Annotated in this window: 23 protein-coding genes; 15 read left to right on the top strand and 8 right to left on the bottom strand. The window is 64.0% G+C overall.

From position 1 onward, the window contains the following. Positions 1–19 precede the first annotated feature (19 nt). Positions 20–922, bottom strand: a complete 903-nt coding sequence (locus BDIM_RS07925) for a GPO family capsid scaffolding protein (RefSeq protein WP_003165053.1) — start codon at positions 920–922, stop codon at positions 20–22. 168 nt (positions 923–1,090) lie between these two features. On the opposite strand from BDIM_RS07925, the gene BDIM_RS07920 reads away from it, so the two are divergent. Next, entirely contained in the window at positions 1,091–3,022 is a 1,932-nt protein-coding gene (locus BDIM_RS07920; protein ID WP_003165052.1) for a terminase large subunit domain-containing protein, read from the top strand. Further along, on the top strand, positions 3,012–3,998 hold the full coding sequence (locus BDIM_RS07915; RefSeq protein WP_040345486.1) for a phage portal protein: 987 nt from the start codon (positions 3,012–3,014) through the stop codon (positions 3,996–3,998). Before BDIM_RS07920 ends, BDIM_RS07915 begins: the two co-directional genes overlap by 11 nt. Here the strand turns inward: BDIM_RS07915 and BDIM_RS07910 are convergent. Continuing rightward, complete coding sequence (locus BDIM_RS07910) at positions 3,984–4,529, bottom strand: hypothetical protein (RefSeq protein ID WP_143276779.1); 546 nt, start codon at positions 4,527–4,529, stop codon at positions 3,984–3,986. The genes BDIM_RS07915 and BDIM_RS07910 overlap by 15 nt on opposite strands. A 141-nt stretch (positions 4,530–4,670) precedes the next feature. Here BDIM_RS07910 and BDIM_RS07905 point away from each other — a divergent pair, with 141 nt between their 5' ends. Next, positions 4,671–5,042 carry a hypothetical protein gene (locus BDIM_RS07905; RefSeq protein WP_040345479.1) on the top strand — a complete coding sequence of 124 codons (372 nt, stop codon included), beginning with the start codon at positions 4,671–4,673 and terminating at the stop codon, positions 5,040–5,042. 698 nt (positions 5,043–5,740) lie between these two features. Here BDIM_RS07905 and BDIM_RS17515 read toward each other — a convergent pair. Next, the gene (locus BDIM_RS17515) at positions 5,741–6,061 is read right to left on the bottom strand and encodes a hypothetical protein (protein WP_143276778.1); all 321 of its coding nucleotides are present in this window, start codon (positions 6,059–6,061) and stop codon (positions 5,741–5,743) included. Positions 6,062–6,245: 184 nt separating this feature from the next. Here BDIM_RS17515 and BDIM_RS17510 point away from each other — a divergent pair, with 184 nt between their 5' ends. The 3 genes from BDIM_RS17510 to BDIM_RS07885 all read left to right on the top strand — a co-directional run bounded on the left by BDIM_RS17510 (position 6,246) and on the right by BDIM_RS07885 (position 7,638). After that, positions 6,246–6,482: a hypothetical protein gene (locus tag BDIM_RS17510; RefSeq protein WP_143276777.1), complete on the top strand. Its 237-nt coding sequence runs from the start codon at positions 6,246–6,248 to the stop codon at positions 6,480–6,482. 261 nt (positions 6,483–6,743) lie between these two features. Next, positions 6,744–7,058, top strand: a complete 315-nt coding sequence (locus BDIM_RS07890) for a hypothetical protein (protein ID WP_040345475.1) — start codon at positions 6,744–6,746, stop codon at positions 7,056–7,058. Positions 7,059–7,071: 13 nt separating this feature from the next. Further along, positions 7,072–7,638, top strand: a complete 567-nt coding sequence (locus BDIM_RS07885) for an SOS response-associated peptidase family protein (RefSeq protein WP_040345473.1) — start codon at positions 7,072–7,074, stop codon at positions 7,636–7,638. A 317-nt stretch (positions 7,639–7,955) separates the two neighbouring features. On the opposite strand, the gene BDIM_RS17505 is transcribed toward BDIM_RS07885, so the two are convergent. Together BDIM_RS17505 and BDIM_RS17170 are read right to left on the bottom strand one after the other, a co-directional pair. Then, complete coding sequence (locus BDIM_RS17505; RefSeq protein WP_143276776.1) at positions 7,956–8,723, bottom strand: hypothetical protein; 768 nt, start codon at positions 8,721–8,723, stop codon at positions 7,956–7,958. A gap of 84 nt (positions 8,724–8,807) precedes the next feature. Beyond that, positions 8,808–9,731, bottom strand: coding sequence for a DUF6602 domain-containing protein (locus BDIM_RS17170; RefSeq protein ID WP_211205974.1), 924 nt, complete (start codon positions 9,729–9,731; stop codon positions 8,808–8,810). 571 nt (positions 9,732–10,302) lie between these two features. On the opposite strand from BDIM_RS17170, the gene BDIM_RS07880 reads away from it, so the two are divergent. The 3 genes from BDIM_RS07880 to BDIM_RS07870 all read left to right on the top strand — a co-directional run bounded on the left by BDIM_RS07880 (position 10,303) and on the right by BDIM_RS07870 (position 14,968). Then, positions 10,303–11,649 (top strand): metal-dependent hydrolase family protein, encoded by a 1,347-nt coding sequence (locus BDIM_RS07880; RefSeq protein ID WP_040345466.1) that lies wholly within the window; start codon positions 10,303–10,305, stop codon positions 11,647–11,649. Positions 11,650–11,891: 242 nt separating this feature from the next. Next, a complete protein-coding gene (locus BDIM_RS07875; RefSeq protein WP_040345463.1) occupies positions 11,892–14,135 on the top strand; it encodes a TonB-dependent receptor in 2,244 nt (747 codons plus the stop codon). A 98-nt stretch (positions 14,136–14,233) separates the two neighbouring features. Continuing rightward, positions 14,234–14,968, top strand: a complete 735-nt coding sequence (locus BDIM_RS07870; protein ID WP_003165040.1) for a TetR/AcrR family transcriptional regulator — start codon at positions 14,234–14,236, stop codon at positions 14,966–14,968. Here BDIM_RS07870 and BDIM_RS07865 read toward each other — a convergent pair. Genes BDIM_RS07865 through BDIM_RS07855 form a run of 3 tightly spaced genes read right to left on the bottom strand, consistent with a single transcriptional unit; the run spans position 14,965 to position 18,442 of the window. Further along, positions 14,965–16,335 (bottom strand): MFS transporter, encoded by a 1,371-nt coding sequence (locus BDIM_RS07865; RefSeq protein WP_003165039.1) that lies wholly within the window; start codon positions 16,333–16,335, stop codon positions 14,965–14,967. The two genes, BDIM_RS07870 and BDIM_RS07865, sit on opposite strands and share 4 nt — an antisense overlap. Then, positions 16,335–17,969, bottom strand: coding sequence for a class I adenylate-forming enzyme family protein (locus BDIM_RS07860; protein ID WP_003165038.1), 1,635 nt, complete (start codon positions 17,967–17,969; stop codon positions 16,335–16,337). The genes BDIM_RS07865 and BDIM_RS07860 overlap by 1 nt, the downstream gene beginning before the upstream one ends. Further along, on the bottom strand, positions 17,969–18,442 hold the full coding sequence (locus tag BDIM_RS07855) for a MaoC/PaaZ C-terminal domain-containing protein (protein WP_003165035.1): 474 nt from the start codon (positions 18,440–18,442) through the stop codon (positions 17,969–17,971). Before BDIM_RS07855 ends, BDIM_RS07860 begins: the two co-directional genes overlap by 1 nt. Before the next feature lie 309 nt (positions 18,443–18,751). On the opposite strand from BDIM_RS07855, the gene BDIM_RS17925 reads away from it, so the two are divergent. From BDIM_RS17925 to BDIM_RS07830, 6 genes are all read left to right on the top strand, one after another. After that, positions 18,752–18,844, top strand: coding sequence for a potassium-transporting ATPase subunit F (locus BDIM_RS17925; protein ID WP_157677928.1), 93 nt, complete (start codon positions 18,752–18,754; stop codon positions 18,842–18,844). Between the two features lie 16 nt (positions 18,845–18,860). Next, the gene (kdpA, locus tag BDIM_RS07850; protein WP_003165034.1) at positions 18,861–20,573 is read left to right on the top strand and encodes a potassium-transporting ATPase subunit KdpA; all 1,713 of its coding nucleotides are present in this window, start codon (positions 18,861–18,863) and stop codon (positions 20,571–20,573) included. A 13-nt stretch (positions 20,574–20,586) separates the two neighbouring features. Continuing rightward, on the top strand, positions 20,587–22,653 hold the full coding sequence (gene kdpB / locus BDIM_RS07845) for a potassium-transporting ATPase subunit KdpB (protein ID WP_040345460.1): 2,067 nt from the start codon (positions 20,587–20,589) through the stop codon (positions 22,651–22,653). A 30-nt stretch (positions 22,654–22,683) separates the two neighbouring features. Continuing rightward, positions 22,684–23,442 carry a TorF family putative porin gene (locus tag BDIM_RS07840; RefSeq protein ID WP_003165033.1) on the top strand — a complete coding sequence of 253 codons (759 nt, stop codon included), beginning with the start codon at positions 22,684–22,686 and terminating at the stop codon, positions 23,440–23,442. After that, positions 23,442–24,032, top strand: coding sequence for a potassium-transporting ATPase subunit KdpC (kdpC, locus tag BDIM_RS07835; RefSeq protein WP_003165032.1), 591 nt, complete (start codon positions 23,442–23,444; stop codon positions 24,030–24,032). The genes BDIM_RS07840 and kdpC overlap by 1 nt, the downstream gene beginning before the upstream one ends. Next, a partial coding sequence (locus tag BDIM_RS07830) for a DUF4118 domain-containing protein (protein WP_155818683.1) occupies positions 24,029–25,540 on the top strand: 1,512 nt, incomplete at its 3' end. The genes kdpC and BDIM_RS07830, both read left to right, overlap by 4 nt.

The raw sequence follows: 25,540 nt of genomic DNA, 5'->3' as shown, positions 1-25,540 counted from the left end.
CGCAGGCGAACCGGCGTGGTCAGAAGTCGGTCTGGATGGCGGTCTCGCCGCCCGTGGCGGGCGGGCGGGCCGTGTAGTTGGAGCCGGGGGTGTTCGAGAGATCGGACGTCAGCTTCGCCAGGTCGGTCTCCACCCGGCGGAAGCGTTCATCGCTGGCGCGCATGGCGGTCTGAAGCGTGTCGCTGATGTCCTTGGAAAACTGCGTCATCGCGGCGGTCAGCGCAGCGAACTGATCTGCTGGATCAGCCTGAGACACGGACGGTGTCTGAACTGGAGCGGGCGTTGGCGTTTGCGGTTGGCCCATACGGGCGAGGGCCGCAAAGAATTTATCGACCGCTGAAACGCTAGATGAGGGAGCTTCGTCGGCAAGCAGTTCGAACTTGGTTTCGTAGGCCGAAGAGAAGAAGCTGTCGGGCGAGCGTTTGCGACGGTCCAGGTCAGCCTTCAGCTCCACGGCGGCCGGATCGTCGGTGCGGGTGCTGAACTTCAGCATGTTGGTGCCGAGCGATGCCGGGCTATCAGTGACGGCCAGGCCGACCAGGCCGAACATGCCGGTGCCGCCGAAGTTCGGCTGAGGCTCGATCGACGTGTAGATTTTCTGGCGCTTGCGGTTCAGCTCGACCAGTTCAGGGGTCGGGTCCAGCTGGGCGTAGAGGGCCAGGCGTTTTTCAGTCTGTTCGCCGATCTGGATGTCGTCTTCCTGATGACGCAGTTCCAGAACATCGCCGTACATGCCGAAGGGGCCATTCGGGTCGAAGCCCCGCAAGTGCTCCATGTTGATGCGGACGCCATAGGTGTCGCGGTTGAAGGTCTTGACGCATTCCTCAATGATTTGCCGCGTGATCTCGCGCCCGTCGGTGGCGGTCTGGCCTTCCACGGCGATGCGGAAGAATTCGGTCTTCTGAGGAGTCTTGTCGGCCATGGGGCTGGGTCGCTCGCCTGATCTTGGGAAGGCCCGGGCCGGGCCGATTGAACAGGCGCCAGATCAGTCCCGAGGGGCGGGTTCGCTCAAGGCGCTGCTGTTGTCAGAGAGGATCTGACAACACGGCGGGCGCGAGGGCAGGCGGGGCCGTGAGTAGCGTCCGCGCCGATGACCCGACGCCGCCCCAGAACCGATACGGCCCTGCCGCCAGACACCGACGCGCCCGCCACCGATCTGGGCGCGATGATGCTGGAATCCGGCGTCGTCGGCTTTCCGGTCAGCAAGAACCTGGACCCGCGCCGAGCGGCGAAGTTCCTATACTGGTCATTCTGGCGGCTGACGGACATCAGCGAGTGGCTGGGCGTGCCGGAAGGTACGCTGGCCAGCTGGAAAAGCCGCGACGGCTGGGAGGTGGCGTCGTCCATCGCCCGGGTCGAGGGCGTGCTGGAAGCGCGCCTGATCACCCTGATCCTGAAGGAGTTGAAGGACGGGCGGGACTTCAAGGAGATCGACCTGCTGGGCCGCCAGCTGGTTACGATCGCCCGCGTCCGGAAGTTCGAGAGCGAGGGCGGCCACACCGGCCACCTGAACGACAACGTCGCCAACCGAAACAGCAAGGGCAAGGACCGCAAGAAGGTCCGGCAGAACCTGATCACGGCCGACCAGGTCGAGATCCTGCGTCAGCGGTTCCAGGACGAGCTCTTCGACTATCAGCGCATCTGGTACGGCGCGCGGACCCACAAGGCCCGGATGATCCTGAAGTCGCGCCAGATCGGCGCGACCTGGTATTTCGCCCGCGAAGCGCTGATGGAAGCGCTGGACACCGGCGACAACCAGATCTTCCTGTCGGCCTCGAAAAAGCAGGCCTGCCAGTTCAAGTCCTACATCATCGAATTCGTGCGTCTGACGATCGGCGTCGAGCTGAAGGGCGAAGACCTCGTCATCGACCGGGGCGACCACCCGGAAACCGGCCTGCCGCAGACCCAGCCGACCCTATACTTCCTGGGGACCAACAGCCGGACGGCGCAGAGCTATCACGGTTCGCTCTACTTCGATGAATTCATGTGGGTGCATGGGTTCACCCGCCTGGAAGACGTCGCCTCAGGCATGGCGTCGCACAAGCAGTATCGGATCACCTACATCTCGACGCCGACGTCGGTGAACGACGAGGCCTATCCGTTCTGGACCGGCGCGGCCTGGAACAAGGAGCGGGCCAAAAGGGACCGGGTCGAGTTCGACGTCAGCTGGAAGGCACTGAAAGACGGCCGCCTGTGCGAGGACGGAATCTGGCGTCAGATCGTCACGATCGAGGACGCGGCGGCCTGTGGCTGCACCCTGTTCGACCTAGCCGACCTGAAACGGCGAAAGAGTGCGGCTGCGTGGGCCAACCTCTACATGTGCGCCTTCGTCGACGATTCCATGTCGATCTTCCCGATGGCGTCGCTTCGGCCGTGTCAGGTGGACGAGCTGGAATGGAGCGACATCGACTTCGAGATGCAGCTGCTGGGTTTCGGGCGGCCGTATGAGGGCGAGGTCTGGCTGAGTTACGACCCGAACGGGGACGGCGAGAACGCGGATAACGCGGCCCTGGTCCTGGTCGCGCCGCCTGAGACGCCCGGCAAGGGTAAGTTCAGGGTGATCTGGAAGGAACAGTTCCGGGGATCCGACTTCACCGAACAGGCCCTGATCATCGAGGCGATGGCGCTTCGTTACAACGTCACCAAGATCGACATTGATCGCACCGGCCTGGGCAATGCGGTCCTGCAGCTGGTGTCCAAGTTTTTCCCCATGGCGCGGGGCCACCTCTATGACCCGATGGTCAAGACGCGCCTGGTGCACAAGGCGCTGAACGTCATCAGCCGCAAGCGGCTGGAGTATCCGGCCAACTGGCAGGATCTGACCAACGCCCTGATGTCGATCCGGCGCACCCTGACCAGCAAGGGCCGCCACCTGACCTATGAGGCGCCCCGCACCAAGGCCAGCGGCCACGGCGACCTGGCATGGGCGCTGATGCAGGCCCTCGATAACGAACCGCTGGAAGCCGCGATCGGCGTGACCAGCCAATCCAGCGTGGAGATTTTCGGTGACGATGACGACTGAGGCGGCCGCGCCCATGGTCTTCAGCTTTGGGGATCCGGAGCCGGTCCTGGGCGGCCGGGCTGGGCTGGCCGATCACCTGGCCTGCTGGAGCAACGGCAAATGGTATGAGCCGCCGATCCCCATGGAGGGACTGAGCCGGGCGGCCAAGGTGGCCAGCCATCACGGCTCGGCCATGTTCTACAAAGTCAATCAGTTGGTGCGCGACTTCATCCCGCATCCGCTGTTGTCGCTGGAGACGTTCGAAGGGCTGGCGCTGGATGACCAGGTGCTGGCGAACTTCTACGTCGAGCGGGTGAATAATCGCCTGGGTCGGCCGATGCCGCTGCGTCGATCGCTGGCGAAATACACCCGGCGCGGTCTGGTCGACGGGGAGTTCTTCTTCACGCCGAGCTGGGCGGTCGAACATGCGTTCGAGCCCGGCCAGGTGTTCCATGGGCGCCGGACGGGGATCGACCAGGAAATCTATGGCGAGCCGGAGTATCTGGCGGCGCTGCAGTCGGCGCTGCTGAGCGAGGCGGCGACGCTGTATCGCCGGCGCTATTACCTGAACGGCTCGCACTCTGGCTTCATCATGTATGTGACGGACCCGTTGAGCGACAAGGACGCCGACGCGATCCGCGCCTCGCTGCGCGGGGCGAAGGGGCCGGGCAATTTCAAGAACCTGTTCGTTCACAGCGCCGGGGGCAAGGAGAAGGGAATCCAGCTGCTGCACCCGTCAGAAGCGGCGGCGAAGGACAACTTCTCCGACATCAAGAACGTCACGCGCGATGACATTCTGGCGGTTCACCGCGTGCCGCCTGTGCTGCTGGGCGTCGTGCCTCAGAACGCTGCCGGATTTGGGTCTGTCAGAGACGCCAGCGAAATCTTCTATGAGAATGAAGTGGTGCCGCTGCAGCGCCGGTTCCTGGCCCTGAACGAGTGGGTCGGCGAAGAGGTCGTGCGGTTCAGAGAACGGGCGATATCAACTGCCCGATGATCCGTAGCGCCGACGAAGGGGGCCGCCCAGATCGGGCTTAGGGGGCGGGACCGGCGTGCCGTGGAATTTGCGGGCCTCGTCGACAGCATGGGAAACCGCTTCCCATGATTCCGAGACTTCCACGCTCCGGCCGTCGACCAGATGGACGATTGAGCTCGCGTCGCCCATTGCAATGGCTGAGACGGCGTCGGGGTGAACCCATTGATCACCGAACTGAAGGTAGAAGCCGAGCTGCGCCGCAAGACGTTCAGGTTCTTCCCAAAGCTTGAAAGATCGCCCACCTCCAACGGTGACACGAGAATACACGTAGTCCGTCTCGATCGTAATGATCTGGTCCAAATCCAACACGACCAAACCTCCCGGCTCCTGAAGCCGGAATGTCTTAAGACGGCTGCGCTCTTCCTTGGGACCGGCAAGTAGCTCGATCACCCGGCGAATGAACTCTGGTCGGCTTGGCGCGCCTGGATCGGTCCCGATCAATTTATCCAGTGCGGATAGCTGTTCGGGCGGAAACCTCACGTTGACCGGCACGGCATCAACGCGGGGACGGCCTCTTTTACTGGCGCTAGATATTGACATGGTAACTATTCTAGCGCTGGATAAGGCGGACCGGAAGAGTGTTTGCCGCGCTCTCCCGGCCCTAACCCGAACTCTCGATCAATGGAGGATCGAATGGCCCAGGCTGAGCCGAGGTCTATCACACGTCGCGCCCTCGTGGGGGCTTTCGTGGCCGTGGGAATTACGGCGCCGATCATCGCAGTTGCGTCCGAACCTGACGGCGCAGACAACCAGTTCCTTCACTGGGAAGCCGAAATCAACCGGCTGGAAGCGGAGGCTCAGTTGATCGACGACACCGACATAACGGATAGGATCTTCGACCATGTCGGCGACCTGGAACATCTCATCCTTGAGACCTCCAGTAGCAGTCGGACGGCGGCCGAAGTGAAGCTGAGAGCGCTGCTTCGCTATTTCGGAACCTATGATGCCCGATGTGTCGCGCCGATTCGCGACGTCATGACTTACGTGGCCAACGTTCCTCTATGACGGCACCGTTGGACGTGAAGGGGAGACGATTCAATCGTTTGGTCGCTGTAGAGCGCAGGGGCAGTACGCGGGACGGGCGGGCGCTCTGGCTTTTTCGGTGTGACTGCGGTGCTGATGTCTTAAGCGGCGTCACCAAGCCCCTACGTGGTGAAAAGAAGAGCTGTGGCAAATGTCATCGTGGCGTGGACCTGACCGGTCGCAGGTTCGGCCTTCTTCAGGTAATTGATCGCGAAGGTCGCGGATCTCGCCATCAAACGCACTGGCGCGTTAGGTGTGATTGCGGAAGAGAGCTGATCGCCCGTGTTGACGGGCTTCTGTCGGCACAATCGACCCATTGTGGGTGCCTGAAAGCTATTGCCTTGTCGGAAGCCCATACCCGCCATGGACATACTCAAGGCGCAGCGGCCACACGAACCTACAACACTTGGAAGGCGATGAAGAAGAGGTGCTTTAATCCGCGCCAAGCCAAATACGAATACTACGGCGGTCGCGGCATTACGGTTTGCGAGCGCTGGCTTCTATTCGATAATTTTCTCGCCGACATGGGCGAGAGGCCAGAAGGTACCACCATTGACCGCATAGACCCCGACGGCGACTATGAACCTAGGAACTGTCGCTGGGCGACGCCGCAACAGCAAGCCCGAAATCAGCGATCTAGAAGATAGCTACCCGCTGGACGTGCCAGCGGGCTTTCGCCATCAAGCTGTGATTGTGTAGTGGACGATATTGAACGTCTGTCCGTCGTTCGAAACAGAATCGCTTGCGAACGCAAAACCGAAAGCTTCAGCCCCCAGAACGACATTTCCAGTGATCGCTGACGTTTTGCCTGTGCTCCCATTTGGAAGAAGCAGGGTGACGGTCGGTCCGTCCGTTGATCCGCTGGGGTTCGCTGGAGAATTCACTAATTGGACGATTATACGGCCCTGTCCAATTTGGATTTCCGCGCGATCGTCGTCCCTTTGAAATACGATCGTTCCGGTCTCGACCACACGTCGACCGCCAACAGAAGATACAGGCATCTCTTTCTCCTATGATGATGCTGAGAGAACATGGTTCGTTATCATCTTAACGCAAGGCCTATTGATTGGACTTTCCACAGCCTGTGTTCGATGTCGCGAACAAAGGGCGAACATTTAGCTTGAGGCAGGCAGGCTCGGCGCCGTAGAGCGGCGTCGGGTCGGGCGCTTGGTCTGGAGCTGAACCATGCAAACGAAAGAAGGAAGGCCATGGACGCCGCCTGAGCTGTCGCAGGAAGACGTCGCGCTCGGGTCGCTCATGGCGATCTGGCAACATGGAGAGGCCGCGCGGGCTGATCCGGTTCTGCTGAACATGCAGGCGCGGATCGCCGCCGAGCTGGCGCGGATCTCGCCCGAGGCGGCCGCGAAGGGCAGGGCGCAATTTGAACGCCTGGTGCTGTCGGCCGGAGCTCCGGCGCACTGACGATGCGCGAATACGGCGACGACACGACCGTCGATGACATCGAGTCAGGCAACCAGCTCACTCTGGAGTGCCCCTGCGGCTACAAGGTCGGCCCGGCGTCTCGGCGCTGGCCAGCCTCCGCGCGGTCCATTCCGTTGGCGCAGCTGAGGACGCGGTTGAAATGCGAGCAATGCGGGAAGCGGTCGCCGACCGTGGTCATCAGCGGCTTTCGGTTCATGAGCGGCGAGGTGGTCGAGCGGTGGCGCTGGCCAAGGGCCTGAGATGGGCTTTCGGAAATATGAGAACCGGCCGCTCTCCTACCACTTGGCCACGCCGCTCTCGATCGGGGAGATGCGGCGGCGGGGGTGGGTCGTCATGGCCAGGTGCCGCACCTGCGAGCTCGACATACGGATCGACCTGGACCTGATGATCCGGCTCAACGGTCATGACCTGATGATCTTCGGCAAGACCTGCCGCTGCAGGCGGCTGGGCTGTGGCGGACGGATGATGTTCATGGGGACGCCGCCAGGCGCGCAGCATGGAGTTTTCTACCCGCTGAAGGCGCCAGCCCCGCTTGGCTCGGCCTGGACCGAGTGAGAGGGTGAACGGCATGTGCAACAACTATCGCCTGCACGTCCCGACGAACCAGATCGCGGAGCCGTTCAGCGCCGCGAAGCGATCGCTCGTCTTTCCGGGCGGCCAGCCGAACCTAGAGCCGGGCGAGTATCGGATCGGTGACCGAGCGCCCATCATCGTCCAGGGCAACACCGCGCCGGAACTGATCATGACGACCTGGTCGTGGCGCGGGCCAGGCGGCAAGCCGGTGTTCAACTTCCGATCAGACGGGCGAGACTTCAGTCGGTCGACCAGGTGCTTGATCCCGAGCGACGGCTTCTTCGAGTTCACCGAACCGAAGGTCGGCGGCCGCAAGACCAAGTGGCTGTTCACGATGCGAGATCAGCCGTGGTTCTGGATCCTCGGCCTGGTGAAGGACGGCGCCTTCTCCATGCTGACGACCGAGCCGGGCGAGGACGTCGCGCCTTACCATGATCGCCAGGTCGTGCTGCTGCCGCCAGGTGCTGGCGTTCACTGGCTGGATTTGTCGGCCGCCCAAGATCTGATGCTTCGGCCGAGCTCGCCCGGGACGCTGGACGTGCGCCGGGTCTGGCCTGAGTAGCTCGGCCGAGCCGTCGACCCTCAAAAGGATAGCCTCATAGCCGCCTGTGGGCGGCCCTGTCGCCGTGGGCCGCCTCCCTGGTGTCGCCGCGCCATGCATTGCCCTGTGCGGGCCTCCCAGGGCGGCCAGGGGCCGTCTCGGCCCTGCCGCCCCAAGGAACGCGCTGAGTCCCCCGCCTCGCCCGCACACTTAATTTATCGCTATCCTTGCACTTCCGAACGTAGAGTGAATGGCCCCAGCTGTGGGCTGAACAGATCAGTGGCGGTCGCGATAAACCTTGCGGTTCCTTGCACTCAGTGCGTTGCGCCGGTGCAAGGTTACTTGGCAGCGGGAGCGGGGAGTGAACTCAAAATTTTGGATAAAGCCGAATCGCGTGCCGAGTTTAATGCGTCGCAATCGGCGCGCTGAATGAGACCTCTCACCAGTCGACGGTCGATCATCGCGCTTTCTCCACTAGCCGCATGGTGAAGGTACACAGCGTTTTGCCCGGAAAATATGATGTTGGCGCAGAAGCTTTGGCCATTCTCAAGCTGAACAATGTGCCGAGGATCGGCATGCCTTATTCGGGCGCCAAGCGCATCTATGATAACGAATATTGCAACTGCTAAAGTTATCCAAGTCCGCCGGTGATAGGTGGCATAGTCGTCTATAGAATAAGAAAGCAGAGTTACGCTAATAAAAGCAAATGCTACTGTTACCCATAGGGCGATCATCATGTACACGATCGACCAACTCTCAGTGATGTCGCGAGCGAAAGGATTTAAGAAGGCGACAAGCCCTGTGGTGAGAATGAGAAATCCGCTGATGTGGCGACTGATGACCCACATCCGCCGCCATTTTGAAGGCGAGGGCTTTGAAAGCGTTCTTTTCTCACTCTGACGCTGGTGCTGACTTATAGCTACACCGATAAGCAAGCCCGGCGTGAGGGACCAGCCAATCGAGAAAACATCGCCGGGCGTCAAGGTGCGCACCCATTCGCCGTCGAAATTACGAAACAGTGCCCAGCAATAACCAAAGACAGCGGCCACAGCTACTACGGCGATCAAAGGAAGAGCCGCTGTTAGGGAGCGAACTAATTCCCGCAAGTTAAACCTCCCAAGCTTTCAGTCATTGGCGCATAGACCTCTAGGTCGCGCCTAGAGGCTATCTTGAGCCGCGTACCTGACGATCTAGGTTCCTGCCAATGACCAATCATCCCAAAAGCCTCCGTTCTTTAAGCTGCCTTTTGCGATTTCGGAAGCGACTTCAGGCGAGTAAGTCGTCAGGGGCCAAGGCCTCATATTTCCCATACCGCTGCCGCCCATGTGCGTGAGACGAAAATAGTCGGCAAGATCTCGTGCGCTGGGGTCTTCCCAAGCCAACCCCTTTGTTAACTTCTCAATAAGAGCCCCTACAGGCTGGAAGGTGGTTGTTTGGTTGTCCGATCCGAGTGAGCTACAATTCATAGATGTTATCGGGCCATAGGGTGCTCCGAATGCCTTATTCAAAGCTATGGACTGAGGTGACCAGGATGCTTCGTAGCGCGTCATGATCATGCCGCGCCATGTGGCTAAGTCAGCGACGCACAATACATCCATCTCAAGTCGTGGATGGGAGACGCTGGGAGCGGCGTTATCTAGCGCACGTTGAACGTTACCAACAGGATCGGAATTTGGCCCTTTCCAGCTGTGAGAATGCGCGAGCAATCCGTAGATAAGTGGAGATCGAAGTTCCGTTCGCGGCGTGCCAGAACGGGGCGCAAAAAGCTCTTTGAAAGCCGCGCAGCGCCTTACTGATTCGGTCACGTGAGCAGCAGTAAGCGTTGTTTTGCATTCAAAAGCTGCAGCCACCCCTCCAGCTAACCAGGTCTTCTTCTCTAGCAGTTTCTTTGGGTAGTTTGGTTTCAATACTACTACATCAACTTGTGGAGACATGCGGCCGTCATGACTGATTAGTCGACCTTTGGTCTGCACGTGATAGGTGGCTGGAAGCCAATCTCTGAACAATGTCGCCCAGTTTTCCTCGCCTTGGTCACCAGCTGTTCCAGGATCTTCTGCAGCACGCGCGTAGATACGCTCATATTCGGATGCCATGTCGCTGGTGATCTGCGACATGAAAGTATGAAGATCGTGTTCTGGCATTTTTGTTACCCTGGACGCCCTAAGCATTAGGCATAGCAGGGTTCGGCTATGGGCGCAGCCGGTACACATATCGTGCCGGGGTGAGCCTCATCGAGTTTACATTGCCGAAAAAGCGCCTAGGCAGCACGGGCGGTAAAGTAATACAGTTTACAAATAAGTTATTGATATTTCTGCAAAAGACGGCGATTTTGGTACCGTCATTCTAGGTTCGAGTCCTAGTTCCCCAGCCATCGGTTTTTGCTGAAGAAATCGCCCTTCGGGGCGTTTCTCCGAACATCACCATCGCAAGCTCCGCCGCGAAGGACGCACGCCTTCATCTGCGAATTGTCGCGACCGATGAAATGCCCCCGATCGTTTGCGGAATCGAAATAGCGTAGCCGTTCCTATCGCGTTGGCATGCGGCCATGGCCGCTCGATTGGTGAGGATGCGCTCTTGAAGACTTGGTTCGGCGGAATCGCACAGCAACGGCCTCTGCAACATGGCGCGACCTGCGCCTGTCATTCTCCCCAGGCGCAGAAGCTGCTGGCCCGTATGGAATTAAGTATGTCGCGACGCTCCATTTTGGCCGGCGCGGCGGCGGGCTTCGCCACAGCCGGGCTTGGCGTCGCTTCGCCGGCGTTCGCCCAGGCGTCGACCAAGCCGCGCCTGCTCGCCAATGTGCGGATCTTTGATGGGGCGAGCGCCCGTCTGATCGAGGGCCGCAACGTCCTCATCGTCGGCGACGTGATCCAGGCGCTGGTTCCGGCGGGCGAGATTGTCGCGGACGCCGATGTGGTGGATTGCGGCGGACGAATTCTGATGCCGGGCATGATCGACGCTCACTGGCACGCCATGCTGGCCGGCATTTCACAGATGGCCGCAATGACCGCCGATATTCCCTATCTGCACCTCGTGGCGGCTCAGGAGGCCGAGCGCACTGTGATGCGGGGCTTCACGACCGTTCGCGACATGGGCGGCCCCAGCTTCGCGTTGAAGCGCGCCATTGATGAAGGCCGTTTCGCCGGGCCGCGCATCTATCCGTCGGGTTCGATGATCTCTCAGACCTCGGGGCATGGCGACTTCCGGATGCGGGCTGACTTGCCCCGAACGGCCCAAAGCACGCTCAGCGTTGCAGAGCAGGCGGGCATCGCCGCCATCGCCGACGGCGAGGCCGAGGTGCTGCGTCGCGTGCGCGAACAGCTGATGCTCGGCGCTAGCCAGATCAAGATCCACGCAGGCGGCGGCGTCGCCTCGACCTACGATCCGGTCGACGCCCTGCAATATACGGAAGCCGAGATGAAGGCGGCGGTGACCGCCGCTACCGACTGGGGCGTCTATGTCTGCGCCCACACCTATACTCCGGCAGGCATCCAACGAGCGGTCGCCTGCGGAGTGAAGTCCATCGAGCATGGGCAGATGGCGGACGAGGAGACCGTGCGGCGCATGGCGGACGCCGGCGCCTGGTGGAGCATCCAACCCTTCCTGGCGGACGAGGACGCCAATGTTTACCCCTCGCCTGAGCAGCGCGCCCAACAGCAGATCATCGCTGAAGGCACGGCTCGCGCGGTTGAATGGGGACGCAAGCACAAGGTGAATATGGCCCTCGGCACCGATATCCTGTTCAGCCCGAAGGGCACGACGACGCAGGGCAAGCAGTTGGCCAAGTTCGCGCGCTGGTACGGCGCCGCCGAAGTGCTGCGGATGCTGACGGGCGGCAACGCAGAGATCCTGAAACTATCAGGTCCGCGCAATCCCTATCCGGCGAAGCTGGGACGCATCGAGGCCGGCGCCTATGCGGACCTGCTGGTGGTCGAAGGCGATCCGCTGGCGGACATCTCGGTGATCGCTGACCCGGACCGGACGATGAAGCTGATCATGAAGGCCGGGCGCATTCACAAGAACACGCTTTGAGGCGACGCCTGATCGAGTCGGCGGGCGTGCAGCGCCTTTCGCGAACTGAAGGGGAGGGCGTGCGCGCCCTTTTCCTTTCCCGCGGTCAAAGCCGCAGCCATGCCCGGTATGCTCTGCCTACAAGTTTATGGGACTATTTCGGGAGCGCGCGAACGCATTGACAGCGGTCGTTGAATGCGTCGTATATGAATATGGCCTCATATTTAATTTTAACGACACATAGAGGCGAAGGGGAAGATAGCGTGAAGAAGAGCAATCTATTCGGAGCGGTATGCACTGTGGCGCTCGCCGTGGCGGCGAACGCCCAAGCCCAGTCGGAACCTGCTTCGGACATCGCAACTGTCGAAGAAATCGTGGTGACGGCGCGTCACCGCGCCCAGAACCTGCAGGATGTGCCGATCTCCATCACCGCCTATTCGGGCGAAAATCTGGACCGGATGAACGTCAACAACGTGCTGGAGCTGAGCGGCCTGGCGCCGGGCCTTCAGGTGCACGGCGGGGACTCCTCAGTGGCGCCTAAGGTCTATATCCGCGGTGTCGGCTCGAACGACTTCAACCCGACCAACCCCAGCCCGACCGCCGTCTATGTGGATGGCGTGATCCGCGGCTCGTCGATCATGCAGTTGGATTCCTTCTTCGACCTGTCGCAGGTCGAGGTGCTGCGCGGACCGCAGGGCACGCTGTTCGGCCGCAACACCACGGGCGGCGCCCTGAACATCACCAGCCGTCGTCCGACTGATTACTACACGGCGGACCTGACCGCCCGTTACGGCTCACGCGAGCGGATGGAGCTGGAAGGCGGCGTCGGCGGCCCGGTGATCGAGGATGTCCTGGCCTTCCGCGCGGCGGCCAACTACGTCCGCGACGACGGCTATACGAAGAACCGTCTGACCGGGAACAACGTCAACGACACCGACCGTTGGGCTGCGCGGATGTCGCTGCTCTACACGCCCAACGATCGCGTCGAAGTGCTGGCTCACATCGGCGGCGGCAACAGCCGCAACGGCGCCCTGCAGGGGCAGGCGAGGGGGCTGATCCCCAACACTGCAGCCGCCACAGGGCCGGACGGTTGGTGCCTGCCCAGCTTCTACGGCACTTCGGCCTGCACCGACGCGCTGGGCTATGTCGACACCGATAGCGATCCCTACGCCGGCGACTATTCGATGGAGGGGCGCGACCGGCTGAAGCTGTTCAACGCCGACGTCACCACCACGGTCGATCTGGGCGAGCTGTCGCTGGTGTCGGTGACCGGCTTCGTCAACGCTCGCCATCGCGACGACGAGAACACGGATTCCGGCCCGAACAATCTCATCAAGGGCTTCTATCGCGTCGATCAGGACCAGTTCACCCAGGAGTTCCGTCTGCAGTCCAATAGCGGCGGTCGCTTCGACTGGGTCGCGGGCGTCTTCTACATGAATGACAGCCTGAAGTCGGACAGCGCCTTCGAGATCGGCCTGGACCTGCTGGAGATGCTGCCGGACCCGATGGACGGCGTCGCCATGGGCGTGGGCACCGTCTCCTATCCGCACAGCCTGAAAACCGAGAGCTACGCCGTCTTCGGCGAGGTCGACTACAAGCTGACCGAGCGTCTGTCGCTGGTTGCAGGCCTGCGTTGGTCGCGTGACGACAAGACCATGGACTACAACAGCCGCTTCACCGAGGCGGGCGTGACCCTGGTCGACTTCCATGGCTCCAAGTCGTTCGAGAGCATCTCGGGCCGCGCCGTGCTGAACTATGACATCAGCGACAACTCGCGCGCCTATATCAGCTACAACCGCGGCTATAAGAGCGGCGGCTTTGCGGGAGGCATGATTACGGACGTGCAGGATCTGGGTCCGTATGACGACGAAGTGCTGAACGCCTATGAGGTCGGCTTCAAGAGCGAGCTGTTCGGACGTCGCGCGCGCCTGAACGCGGCGGCCTTCTACTACGACTATCAGGATCTGCAGGTTTACAGCTACGTCGTGCGCGGCCCGACCAGCGTGCCGATCCTCGACAACGCCTCCGACGCCGTCATCAAGGGCGCGGAAATCGAGCTGACCGTCGCGCCGATGAAGGGGCTGGATATCTCGCTGGGCGCTGCGGTGCTGGACAGCGAATACAAGAACTATATCTCGGTCGGCGAGGACTTCTCGGGCAACCGCCTGCCGACCGCGCCTGAGTTCACCTTCAATGGGGCTGTGTCCTATCAGCACAGCCTGGCGGACAAGGGTGATCTGCTGATGACCCTGTCGGGCTCCTATCGCTCGAAGTTCTACTTCAGCTCGGGCAATGTCGAGCGGCTCAGCCAGGACGGATATTGGACCGTCAACGGCGAACTGGGCTGGGCTTTGCCGGACGGCAAGACCGAGGTCGGCCTGTGGGCGCGCAACCTGACGGACGAAGTCTATCAGCGCGGCATCGTCAACCTGGAGGCCCTGGGCATGGACCGGGTGTCGATGGGCGAGCCTCGCTCGGCTGGCGTCTATCTGCGTTTGCGTTACTAAGGGACGCTTGGCGGCGTTCGGCCTGGTCGGACGCCGCCGGTTCTTGATCGAAACGGCGGGCTGGGGCGTGATCCGACCTCGTCGCAGACGAGGCGTTGATGCAACTGCAGAGCTATTCCTCCTATCTGGCCGCCGAACTGCGGGACAATCCGCCGCGTCAGAAGGGCCAGCGCACGCGCGCACGGCTTTTGCTGGCCGCAGCCCAGGTGCTGGAGGAGCGTGGTTTTCACGCCATGCGCGTCGGCGACATCACAGCCCAGGCCGAAGTCGCCGAAGGCTCCTTCTACGTCTACTTCAAGGACAAGACCGAGATTTCCGTCGAGGCGTTGGCCCGCTTCTTCGATGACTATGTCGCCAAGGCGATGACGCCGGCGTCAGGCGATACGCCATTCGCCCGAATCCGTTCGACCAACCGTCTGTGGTTCCGGGTCTGTCGGGCGAATCCCGGCCTTATGAAGTGCGTCTTCCAGGTCGGCGACTATGTTCCCGAATTCCTGCAGATCAGCCAGAAGATCAACCGCCGCTGGGCCGAGGTCGTGGCCGAGAGCATCCAGCGTCGCCGCGCCGAGGACGACCCGGACGCCGTGCGCCTGGCCGGCTACATGCTGGTCGCCATGGCGGACGAAATCGCTCGCAAGATGATCGTTCTGCCGGATGAATCGTTCATCGAGGTCTTGGCGCGCATGGGAGCCGACGCGGACGACACCCTGTCGGACGCCGTCAGCGTGGTCTGGCACCAGTTGGCCTATGGCGACGCGCCTGCCAGCGACGACCTGCCGGAAGCGGCCGTCAGACTGGCCGGCTTCCTGTCGCGGTCGAGGCCCGCCGTCTAGAGCGGTTGGCCCTGACGGCGACGCAGGCGATCCAGCTTGAACAGCAGCGGCGCGCTGCACGCCAGCATGAGCGCCGGACCTGTCGCGAACAGGAGGGGAATAGCGGCTAGAGCCGAAGTCGGCTGCGCCTGCCCCCCTGAGACATAGCCCGCTAGGCCCAACAGCACCCCCGCGGCTGCGCCGCCCAGGGCCAGACCCAGCTTTTCACCCGAGACCCAGACGGCCGTCAGCAGACCGAGGTTGGCTTCAGCCTCTTTCTGATCGCGGGCCGCGACCACGCTCGGCATTAGGGCGAACGGCAGGACATAACATCCTGCCTGACCCAGGCCCGCGAGGGCGGCGACGGCGGTGGCGAGGGCCACATCGCCCGGTCCGCACCAGACATAGCCCAAAGTGGCCAGGGCATAGGCGGCGGCGGCGCCGATCGCCGCGCGTGTCGCGCCCCAACGGTCGGCGATCTTGACCCACAAGGGCATGGCCGCGACCTGAACGACGGCTCCGGCCAGGAACAGTTGCGCCAGCACGCCCGACGATGCCTGGATCTGATAGGTGACGGCATAGGGCATCATCGCCGACTGGGCGCCCATGGCGACCGTCTGGAAGGCGTAGCCGATCCACAGGAAGCGATAGGCCGGATTGCCCAGGGTGGCGCGCACACCAGCCGCCAGCGCCTTGACCGGCTTCAGCGGTGCGTCGAAGTCGCGGCTGCGGTCCTGCAGCTTCCAGACCGCGCGCAACGACCCCAGCAGGGCGCCGCCCGCCATCAGCGCCAGCAACAGACCCATGACCGCATAGCCGGGACGGCCGCCGCCCGCCATTTCGACCAACATGGGCGACATGCCGCCCGCGACCATCAGGCCGAACGCCAGGAAGCCGACGCGCCAGGCCACGACGCGGGTCCGGTCCTGCTGACGTCGCGAAATCTCTCCCGGCATGGCGGCGTAGGGGATCGAGAACAGGGCGTAGGCCGTCGTCGCCGCCATATAGGCCGCCATGACCCAGATCACGGCGCCGAAGCCGGTCAGGTGCGTCGGCGGGGCGAACATGGCCGCGAAACCTAATGGAAACAGGGCCGCGCCCGCCGCCATCAAGGGCCAGCGTCGCCCCATCCGCCCGCGCAGTCGGTCTGACCACAGGCCCACGACAGGGTCGAACACGACTTCCCAGATCTTCGGCAGCAGAAGGACCACGCCCGCCGTCGCCGCCGGCACCGCCAGGGTGTCGGTCAGGAAATAGAGCAGCAGCAGTTGCGGCGTGATCAGGAAACAGGCCAGGCCGATATTGGCCAGGCCATATCCGGCCAGCAGGCGAGGGCGCAAAGGCGTCGCTTGCTCCACGGCGTTCGGCGTCTTGACGGCGGCGTCCATTAGTCCTCCACGGCCAGACGGCGCAGCGCCATCTTGTCCACCTTGCCGACCGGCAGACGCGGAAGGTCCGGCTCGATCACGAAACGCTTGGGAATCTTGTAGTTGGCCAGCCGCTCGCGGCAATGAGCCTGAAGCTGAGCGGCGTCGACGCCGGCGCGGGCGATCACGAAGGCGACGCCCACCTCGCCCCAGACGGGATCGGGAATCCCCACGACAGCGGCCTCGGTGATGGCGGGGTGGCCTTCCAGCGCGATCTCGATCTCGCGCGGATAGACGTTGTAGCCGCCGGATTTGTACATTTCCTTCAGCCGCCCGGTGATGCGCAGACGGCCGTCGTCAAGCCAGGCGCCGACATCGCCGGTGCGGAACCATCTGTCCTTGGTGAAGGCGTCGGCCGTGGCGTCAGGCCGGTTCCAGTAGCCGAGGAACAGGGGCGCGCCCTTGGCCTCGATCTCGCCGTCGACGCCGGCGTTTTCGACCAGCGAACCGTCTTCGGCGCGCAGGCGGACTTCATAATGACGGGTCGGCCGTCCGACCGAGGCCGTGGCGAAGGCGACGTCCTCGTCACCCTGAACCGTCATGTCGCCGGTGGCGGCGATGGGGCCGCAGGACTCCGTCAGGCCGTAGTTGGTGCCCATGCAGGTCGCGACGGGGATCAGAGCCTTGATCGTCGGCGCAGGCATGGCCGCCCCGCCCCAGAAGACGCGCCGCACAGCCGACAGGTTGGTCTGGGCGAAGGCGGAATGAGCCACCGTCATCTCGAACACGGACGGAACCGTGCCCCACAGGGTGACGCCCTCCAACGCCATCGTGTCCAGCCCCGTTTCGACGTCGAACTGTTCCAGAAAGGCCAGCTTGCCGCCGTTGACCAGAACCATTGCGGTGATGTCGCCGACGCAGCCGATGTGATTGATCGGCAGGTAGTTCAACATGCACAGCGGTTCGCCACGCAAGGGTTCGCCCTGCTCCAGGGCGGGCAGGATCAGTCCTTCATGATGCAGCACCGCACCCTTCGGCTTGCCCGTGCTGCCTGAGGTGTAGACGATCAGGCAGGGATCGCGGGTCGCGACGGACCGCTTGCGCTCCGCCAGGGCCTCGTCGGACACGGCCTCGCCCTGGGCGACATAGACGCTCAACGGCAGATGGGCGCGGGCATCCAAGTCGTCTTCGCCGATCAGGACCAGATCAGCCGACACTTCCGCCGCCAGGGCTTCCAGATCCTCGACGTAATCTCGTCCAGCCACACGGCGACGCCCGATGATCAGGCGCGGCGCGCAGTCGCTGACGACATAGGCCAGTTCTTCATAGCGGTAGCGGGGGTTCAATCCGACCCAGATAGCCCCGACCGCAGCCGTGGCCAGGAAGACGGTCAGAAAGTCAGGGGAGGGCGGGGCCAGCATGGCGACGCGATCGCCCTTGCCGACGCCGGCGGCGATCATGGCGCGGGCGAGGGCGTCCACGCCGTGCGCCAGCTCCGCATAGGTCTGAACCTGACCGTCCAGCGTCGCCGCCGGCGCATCAGACGTCTGCTCGCCATACCAGGCGGCGTAGTCGGAAATCAGCGTCAGCAGCGGCGAATCTCCTACCGCCGACGCCGTGCTGGAAGGCATCAACCGCTGCTGAGCGCTGGACATCAGGCCCTCGTTTCGACGCTGTCAGGCACCCAGACGCTGAGCCAGGTCGCCACCAGGGCAGGGCGCTCGCCGCCTTCGATCTCGATCACGGCGTCCATGGAGCGGCGCACTCGTCCAGCCTCATCCGTATGCTCCGGTCCCTTGACGAAACGGCCCCGCACGCGGCTGCCCGTCGGCACCGGCGCGACCAGACGCATACGATCGAATCCATAGTTCAGGAAGTAGCCGCCTTCAGGCTTGAAGTCGCCGCCGGCGCCTTCGATCGCTTTCGCGGCGAGGTGGGTCAGCAGGGACACCGTCAGGAAGCCAAAGGCGATCGTGCCGCCGTAAGGCGTGTTGTCCTTGGCCCATTCGGGGTCGTTGTGAAAGGGATCGCTGTCCAGGGTGGCGCGACCGAAATCGTCAATCATGGCCTGCGTCACCTCGACCCACTCCGAGACCATCTCCGAAGCGTGTTCAACCGCTTGAACCATCACCGAACCCTAAAATTGAAGATGACCTCATATTCACAGTTTTGGAGGGTGGTGCAAGGGGTTTAGTCGCGGCCGCCGATGACGGAGCGGATCAGGGCAAGTCGCCTGTTCTGAAACCCTTTCGGCCTTGATGCTTTATGCGCGCCTTATGCGGGGGGCGGCTTTCCGAATGGCCTGCTTACGCCCTGAAAGCGTCTCTTCCGGCCCTAACTGAGCTGGAGGTATCGGCATGGCCGATGTGATTTTCGTGGCGATCGGCGTTGGAGCCTTCGTGGCCTTCGCCGCCCTCGCCATTGTGTTGAGGAGGTTGTGACCGTGTGGCTGAACGTCCTTTGGGGCGTCGGCGCCCTGGTCATCGCCGGCTATATGGTCGCGGCCCTGCTGCGGCCCGAGCGGTTCTGAACGGAGCCGCCTTCTCATGAACATTCAAGGATGGGCGGAGATCGCCCTGACCCTCGGTCTGGCCGTCGTGCTCGGCTGGCCGATCGGGATCTATATGTCGCGTGTCTGGAACGGAGAGCGGACCTGGCTGGATCCGGTGCTGAAGCCGGTCGAGGGCCTGTTTTATCGCGCCGCCGGGGTTGATCCGACGCGCAGTCAGGGCTGGCTGGGCTATGCCGGCGCCTTGCTGGCGTTCAACCTGGCGGGCTTCCTGCTGCTTTACGCCATGTTGCGCCTGCAGGGCGTCCTGCCGATGAACCCGCAGGGGTTCGACGGCGTCAGCCCGCATCTGGCCTTCAACACCGCCGTCAGCTTCGTCACCAACACCAACTGGCAGAGCTATAGCGGTGAAACCACCGTCTCGACCTTCAGCCAGATGGTCGGACTGACGGTGCAGAACTTCGTCTCGGCCGCCACCGGCGCGACCATCGCGGCGGCGTTGGCGCGCGCCTTCATCGCCAGTCGCGGCGAGGGCGTCGGCAACTTCTGGGCCGATCTGACGCGCACCAGCCTCTATGTCCTGCTGCCCATCGCCTTCATCGTGGCCGTGGCTCTGGCTGGTTTGGGCGTGGTGCAGTCGCTGGCGGCCTCGGCACAGGCGACGACGCTGGAGGGCGGATCGCAGACGATCAGCCTGTTCCCGACCGCCAGCCAACTGGCCATCAAGCAGTTGGGCATCAACGGCGGCGGCGTGTTCGGCGTCAACTCGGCGCACCCGCTGGAGAATCCGACCCCGCTGACCAATCTGATCACGGCGATCAGCGTGAACGTCCTGGGCTGGGCGGCCTTCTTCGCCTTCGGCCGCAGCGTCCTGGCCAAGAAGGACGTGCGCGCCCTGGTGGTCGCGGCGATCCTGTTGCTGGGGGCGGCGGGTTCGGCCCTCTATGTCATCGAAAGCCAACCTGCGCCCGCTCTGGTCGCGGCCGGCGTCGATACCTCCGCCGGAAACATGGAAGGCAAGGAGGTCCGCTTCGGCGTGCCGTCGTCCGTCGCCTGGGCGGCCCAGACGACAGGCGCCTCGAACGGGTCGGTCAACTCCATGCACGCCAGCTATATGCCGCTGGGCGGGGCGGTGACGATGTTCCTGATGCAGTTGGGCGAGATCCTGCCCGGCGGGATCGGCTCGGGCGTCGCGGTCATGGTGCTGATGGCCATGCTGGCGGTTTTCGTGGCGGGCCTGATGGTCGGCCGCACGCCGGAATACCTGGGCAAGAAGATCGAGGCGCGCGAGATCCAGTTCGCCATGCTGGTGGTGCTGGTCGTGCCTTTGTCGGTGCTGGGCTTCTCGGCTGCCGCAGCGGTCCTGCCCGAGGCGTTGGCCAGCCTTTTGAACAAGGGACCGCATGGCCTGTCCGAAATCCTCTACGCCTATACCTCGGCGACGGGGAACAACGGTTCGGCTTTCGGCGGATTGAGCGCCAATACGCCGTGGTGGAACACCACCCTGGGTCTGGCCATGCTGCTGGGGCGGTTCGTGCCCGCCGTAGCGGTTCTGGCCGTGGCTGGGGCGCTGGTCGCCAAGCCCCGCCTGGCGCCGTCGGTCGGCACCCTGCCCACGCATGGCCCGCTGTTCATCGGCCTGTTGATCGGGGTGATCCTGATCCTCGGCGGCCTGCAGTTCTTCCCCGCACTCTCCCTGGGACCGATCGTGGAGCATTTCGACATGCTCCAGGTCACGGCCCGGTTCTGATCGGATATCCGTCATGACCCAAGTCACGCTCGATCCGTCGAGCTCCCGATCTGCTGCGCCCATCGCGGGCGGGCTGAACGGGGCCATGCTCGGCCGGGCGCTCGGCGACGCTGTCGTCAAGCTGAACCCGACCAAGCTTCTCAACAACCCGGTGATCTTCGCCACCTGGATCGTCGCGGCCCTGGCCACCGTTTCGGCGGTCGCCGCTGTGGCGACGGGGCAGGCGGCGGGCTTCGCCGTCCAACTGGCCCTGTGGCTATGGGCCACGGTGCTGTTCGCCAACGTGGCGGAAAGCATCGCCGAGGGGCGCGGCAAGGCGGCGGCCGACAGCCTTCGCGCCTCACGCGTCACCACCAAGGCCAAGCTGATCGTCGATCCCACGACGGGCACGGTCGTCCCGACCCCGGCGCATGAGCTGGAGATCGGCGCGATCGTCCTGGTCGAGGCGGGCGACGTCATCCCCTCGGACGGCGAGATCATCGAAGGCGTCGCCTCGGTCAACGAGGCCGCCATCACCGGCGAAAGCGCCCCCGTCATCCGCGAAAGCGGCGGCGACCGCTCGGCCGTCACCGGCGGCACCACGGTCGTCTCCGACTGGATCAAGGTGCGCATCACCTCGGCCCCCGGCGCGACCTTCCTCGACCGCATGATCGCCATGGTCGAGGGGGCGGACCGTCGCAAGACGCCGAACGAACTGGCCCTGTCGGTCCTGCTGGCCGGTCTGAGCCTGATCTTCCTGATCGCGGTCGCGGCCCTGTTGGGTCTGGGCGCCTATTCGGGCATCAAGCTGGACCCCATCGTCCTGGGCGCGCTCTTCATCACTCTGATCCCCACGACCATCGGGGGGCTGCTGTCCGCCGTCGGCATCGCCGGCATGGACCGGTTGCTGAAGGTGAATGTTCTGGCCACCTCGGGCCGCGCGGTGGAGGCGGCAGGCGACGTCGACACCCTGCTGCTCGACAAGACCGGCACCATCACCTTCGGCAACCGCATGGCGACCGAGGTCATCCCCGCGCCGGGCGTCCGTCCCGAAGCGGCGATGCGCGCGGCGGTCATGGCTTCCCTCGCCGATGAGACGCCTGAGGGCCGCTCCATCGTCGAGCTGGGCCGCAACGCCGGGGTGACGGGCGACATGCCTGCCGGGGCCAAGACCATTCCGTTCACCGCCGTGACCCGCCAGTCGGGCCTCGAAGCGGACGGGCGCTCGTGGCGCAAGGGGGCGGTGGACGCCGTGCTCAAGGCCCTGGGGCTGGCCGAGGCTGAGGCCCCCGCCGAGTTCCGCGCCGCCGTGGACCGCATCGCCCGCTCGGGCGGCACGCCTCTGGCCGTGGTGGAGAACGAGGCCCTGGTCGGCGTCATCCACCTGAAAGACGTGGTCAAGCCGGGGGTCAAGGCGCGTTTCGCCGACCTGCGCCGCATGGGCCTGCGCACCGTCATGATCACCGGCGACAACCCGGTGACGGCGGCCGCCATCGCCTCCGAAGCCGGGGTCGACGACTTCCTGTCCGAGGCTACGCCCGAGGACAAGATGCGCCTGATCAAGGCTGAGCAGTCAAAGGGGCGTCTGGTCGCCATGTGCGGCGATGGAGCCAACGACGCGCCCGCCCTGGCTCAGGCCGACGTCGGCGTGGCCATGCAGACCGGCGCCCAGGCCGCGCGCGAGGCCGGGAACATGGTCGACCTCGACAGCGATCCGACCAAGGTCATCGAGATCGTCGAGGTCGGCAAGCAACTGCTGATCACGCGCGGCGCCCTGACCACCTTCTCCATCGCCAACGACGTGGCCAAGTATTTCGCCATCATCCCCGCAATGTTCGTGGTCGGCCTGCCGTCGCTGGCGGCGCTGAACGTGATGAAGCTGTCCAGCCCGGAAAGCGCCATCCTGTCGGCAGTCATCTTCAACGCCCTTGTCATCGTCGCCCTGATCCCGCTGGCGCTGCGCGGGGTGAAATACCGCGCCGTGGGGGCGGGCAAGCTGCTGGGCCGCAACCTGCTGATCTACGGCCTGGGCGGTCTGATCGCGCCCTTCGTCGGCATCAAGCTCATCGACATCGTCATCTCCGCCCTCGGCCTGGCCTGAAGCCGACCCTGAGGCGCAAGGAAAACTATCATGCGTAAACGTAAGAAACTCGACGGTTCGGACCTCAACAACGCTCTGGTGGGCGGGGCCTGCCTGATCGCCGTCATCACCCTGGGTCTGTGCACGGCGCCCACGGACGCCAAGGCCCAGGACGTTGTGAGGGGCGCCCGCCCCGAGGTCGCCTTCAACGCCGCCATTGGATCTGACTACGTCTTCCGGGGCGTCAGCCAGAATGAAGGCGACCCGGCGATCTCGGCCGGAGTGGATGTGACGCAAGGCGTCTTCTACGCCGGGGCCTGGGCCGGAAACGTCTCCTTCGCCGGAGACGCCAACACCGACGCCGAGATCGACCTCTACGCAGGCGCCCGGCCCGCATTCGGCGGCTTCGACTGGGACTTCGGCGTGGTCGGTTATGTCTACGCCGGCCAGCCGGACGGCGCAGATTATGACTATGTCGAGCTGAAGGCCGCTGCTTCGCGCGCGGTCGGCCCGGCGACGCTGGGCGCCGCGATCTACTATTCGCCGGACTTCTTCGGCGCGTCCGAGGACGAGGCGACCTATGCCGAGATCAATGCGGCGATCAGCACGGCCGACAAATGGATGCTCTCGGCGGCGTTGGGGCGCCAGTGGGTGTCGTCGGACTTCGACTACACGACCTGGAACCTGGGCGCGGCCTATCAACTGACGGAGCGGCTGGGCCTGGACGTCCGCTATTTCGACACCGACGAGCACGGCTTCGGCTCCGCCTATGACAGCCGCGTCGTCGCCAGCCTGAAGGCGAACTTCTGATGCTGAACCATATTCGCCCGGCGATCGTCATGATCGCCCTGTTCACCGGCGTTCTGGGCGTCGGCTATCCGTTGGCCGTGACGGGGGTGGCCCAGGCGGCTTTTTCGGATCAGGCGAACGGCAGCCTGGTTCGCAACAAAGCGGGGCGAGTGGTCGGCTCGGCCCTGGTCGGCCAAACGTTCGCCGCGCCGGAGTATCTGCACCCCCGGCCGTCGGCGGCGGGGGACGGCTATGACGCCGCCGCCTCGTCCGGCTCCAACCTCGGCCCGTTGAATCCCGATCTGATCGCACGAGTGAAGACAGACGCCGACGCCTTGCAAAGCGAGGCGGGCGCAAAGGCCATCCCCGCCGACGCCGTAACGGCCTCTGCGTCGGGTCTCGACCCGCATATCTCTCCGGCCTACGCTGAGCTTCAGGCCGCCCGCATCGCCAAGGCGCGCGGCGTAGGGGAGGCGCAGGTGCGCGAAGTGATCCGACAGCATGTCGAAGGCCGGACGTTCGGCGTGCTGGGCCAACCGCGCGTCAATGTGCTGCTGACCAATCAGGCGCTGGACGCTCGCCTCGGTCTTCTGACGACCGAGGGCGGATGACGTCGCCGATTCTCTCTACGGATCAGGCCCCGGCCGCCCCGCGCAAGCGTGGGCGGCTGAAGGTCTTTCTGGGCATGTCGCCAGGCGTCGGCAAGACCTATGAGATGCTGCGCGCCGCCCGGAGACGAAAGGCCGAGGGCGAGGACATCGTCGTTGGCGTGGTCGAGACCCACGGCCGCAAGGAGACGATGAGCCTGCTGCGCGGGCTGGAAGTGATGGCCCGCAGGCCCATCGCCTATCGCGAACGGACCCTGCTGGAGTTCGACATTGACGCGGCCATAGCGCGCCGCCCGGACCTGCTGCTGGTCGACGAATACGCCCATTCCAATGCGCCCGGTTCGCGCCATCCGAAGCGGTGGCAGGACGTGGAGGAGATTCTGGAGGCCGGGATCGACGTCTGGACCACATTGAACGTCCAGCATCTGGAAAGCCTGTCGGACGTGGTGCTGCGCATCACGGGCGTCCGCCAACGCGAGAGCGTGCCCGACAGCGCCCTGTCGCGCGCCGACGACATCGAGCTGGTGGACATCACCCCCGAGGAGCTGCGCAAGCGTCTGGCCGAGGGCAAGGTCTATGTGCCCGAGACGGCGCGGCTGGCCTCGGACAACTTCTTCAAGGTCGAGAATCTGACGGCGCTGCGCGAACTGGCGCTGCGCCGCGCAGCCCAGACAGTGGACGATCAGCTGACCGCCCGTCTGCGCGAACAGGGCGCGGCCGGGCCGTGGGCTGCGGGCGAGCGCATCCTGGTCCTGGTGGCGGGCGACGCCATGGCCGGCCCTCTGGTGCGGACAGGGCGGCGCATGTCCGACATGATGATGGACGCGCCCTGGACCGTGGCTCATGTCGATCGGCCGTCTGGCGCGCGCCACGGCGTCGGCTCGGCGGGCAAGTTGTCCGATGCGTTGAAACTGGCCGAGCAACTGGGCGGGCGCACCGTGGTTCTCAGCGGTGACGACGTGGTGCGCGCCATCATGGATCACGCTCACAACAACCATGTCACCCAGATCGTTCTGGCCAAGGGACGCGACAGCCGCCTGTCGGAGTGGCTGGGCCGGTCTCTGGCCGCCGAACTGCTGCGTCAGGCGCGAGGCGTGGCCGTTCACGTCGTCACCGACGAGGTCGAGCCGGAACCTAAAGCGCCGAAAGACGTGCGCCTGAACCTGGCCGGAGGGTGGCGCGGCTACGCCGTCGGCGTCACCTGCGTGATTGCGGCGACGGGACTGGCCCTCTTGCTGGACCGGACCTTTGAACGTGTGGACCTGGGCGTCATCTATCTGACGGCGGTTCTGGCGGCGGGCGCCCTCTATGGACTGCGGCCCGCGCTGGCGGCGGCGACTGTCGCCTTCCTGACCTACAACTTCCTGTTCCTGCAACCGAAGTTCAGCTTCGCCATCGGGTCGCCGACGGACGTGCTGACCCTGATCGTCTTCTGGGGCGTCGCCCTGACGACGGGCGCCTTGGCGGGCCGGGTGCGCGAGCAAGCCAGGGCGGCCCAGCGCCGCGCCTCG

Source organism: Brevundimonas diminuta ATCC 11568 (assembly GCF_000204035.1).
GTDB lineage: Bacteria > Pseudomonadota > Alphaproteobacteria > Caulobacterales > Caulobacteraceae > Brevundimonas > Brevundimonas diminuta.
Note: the sequence above shows the minus strand (reverse complement) of the source record. Positions and strands in the feature narration are given on the sequence as shown.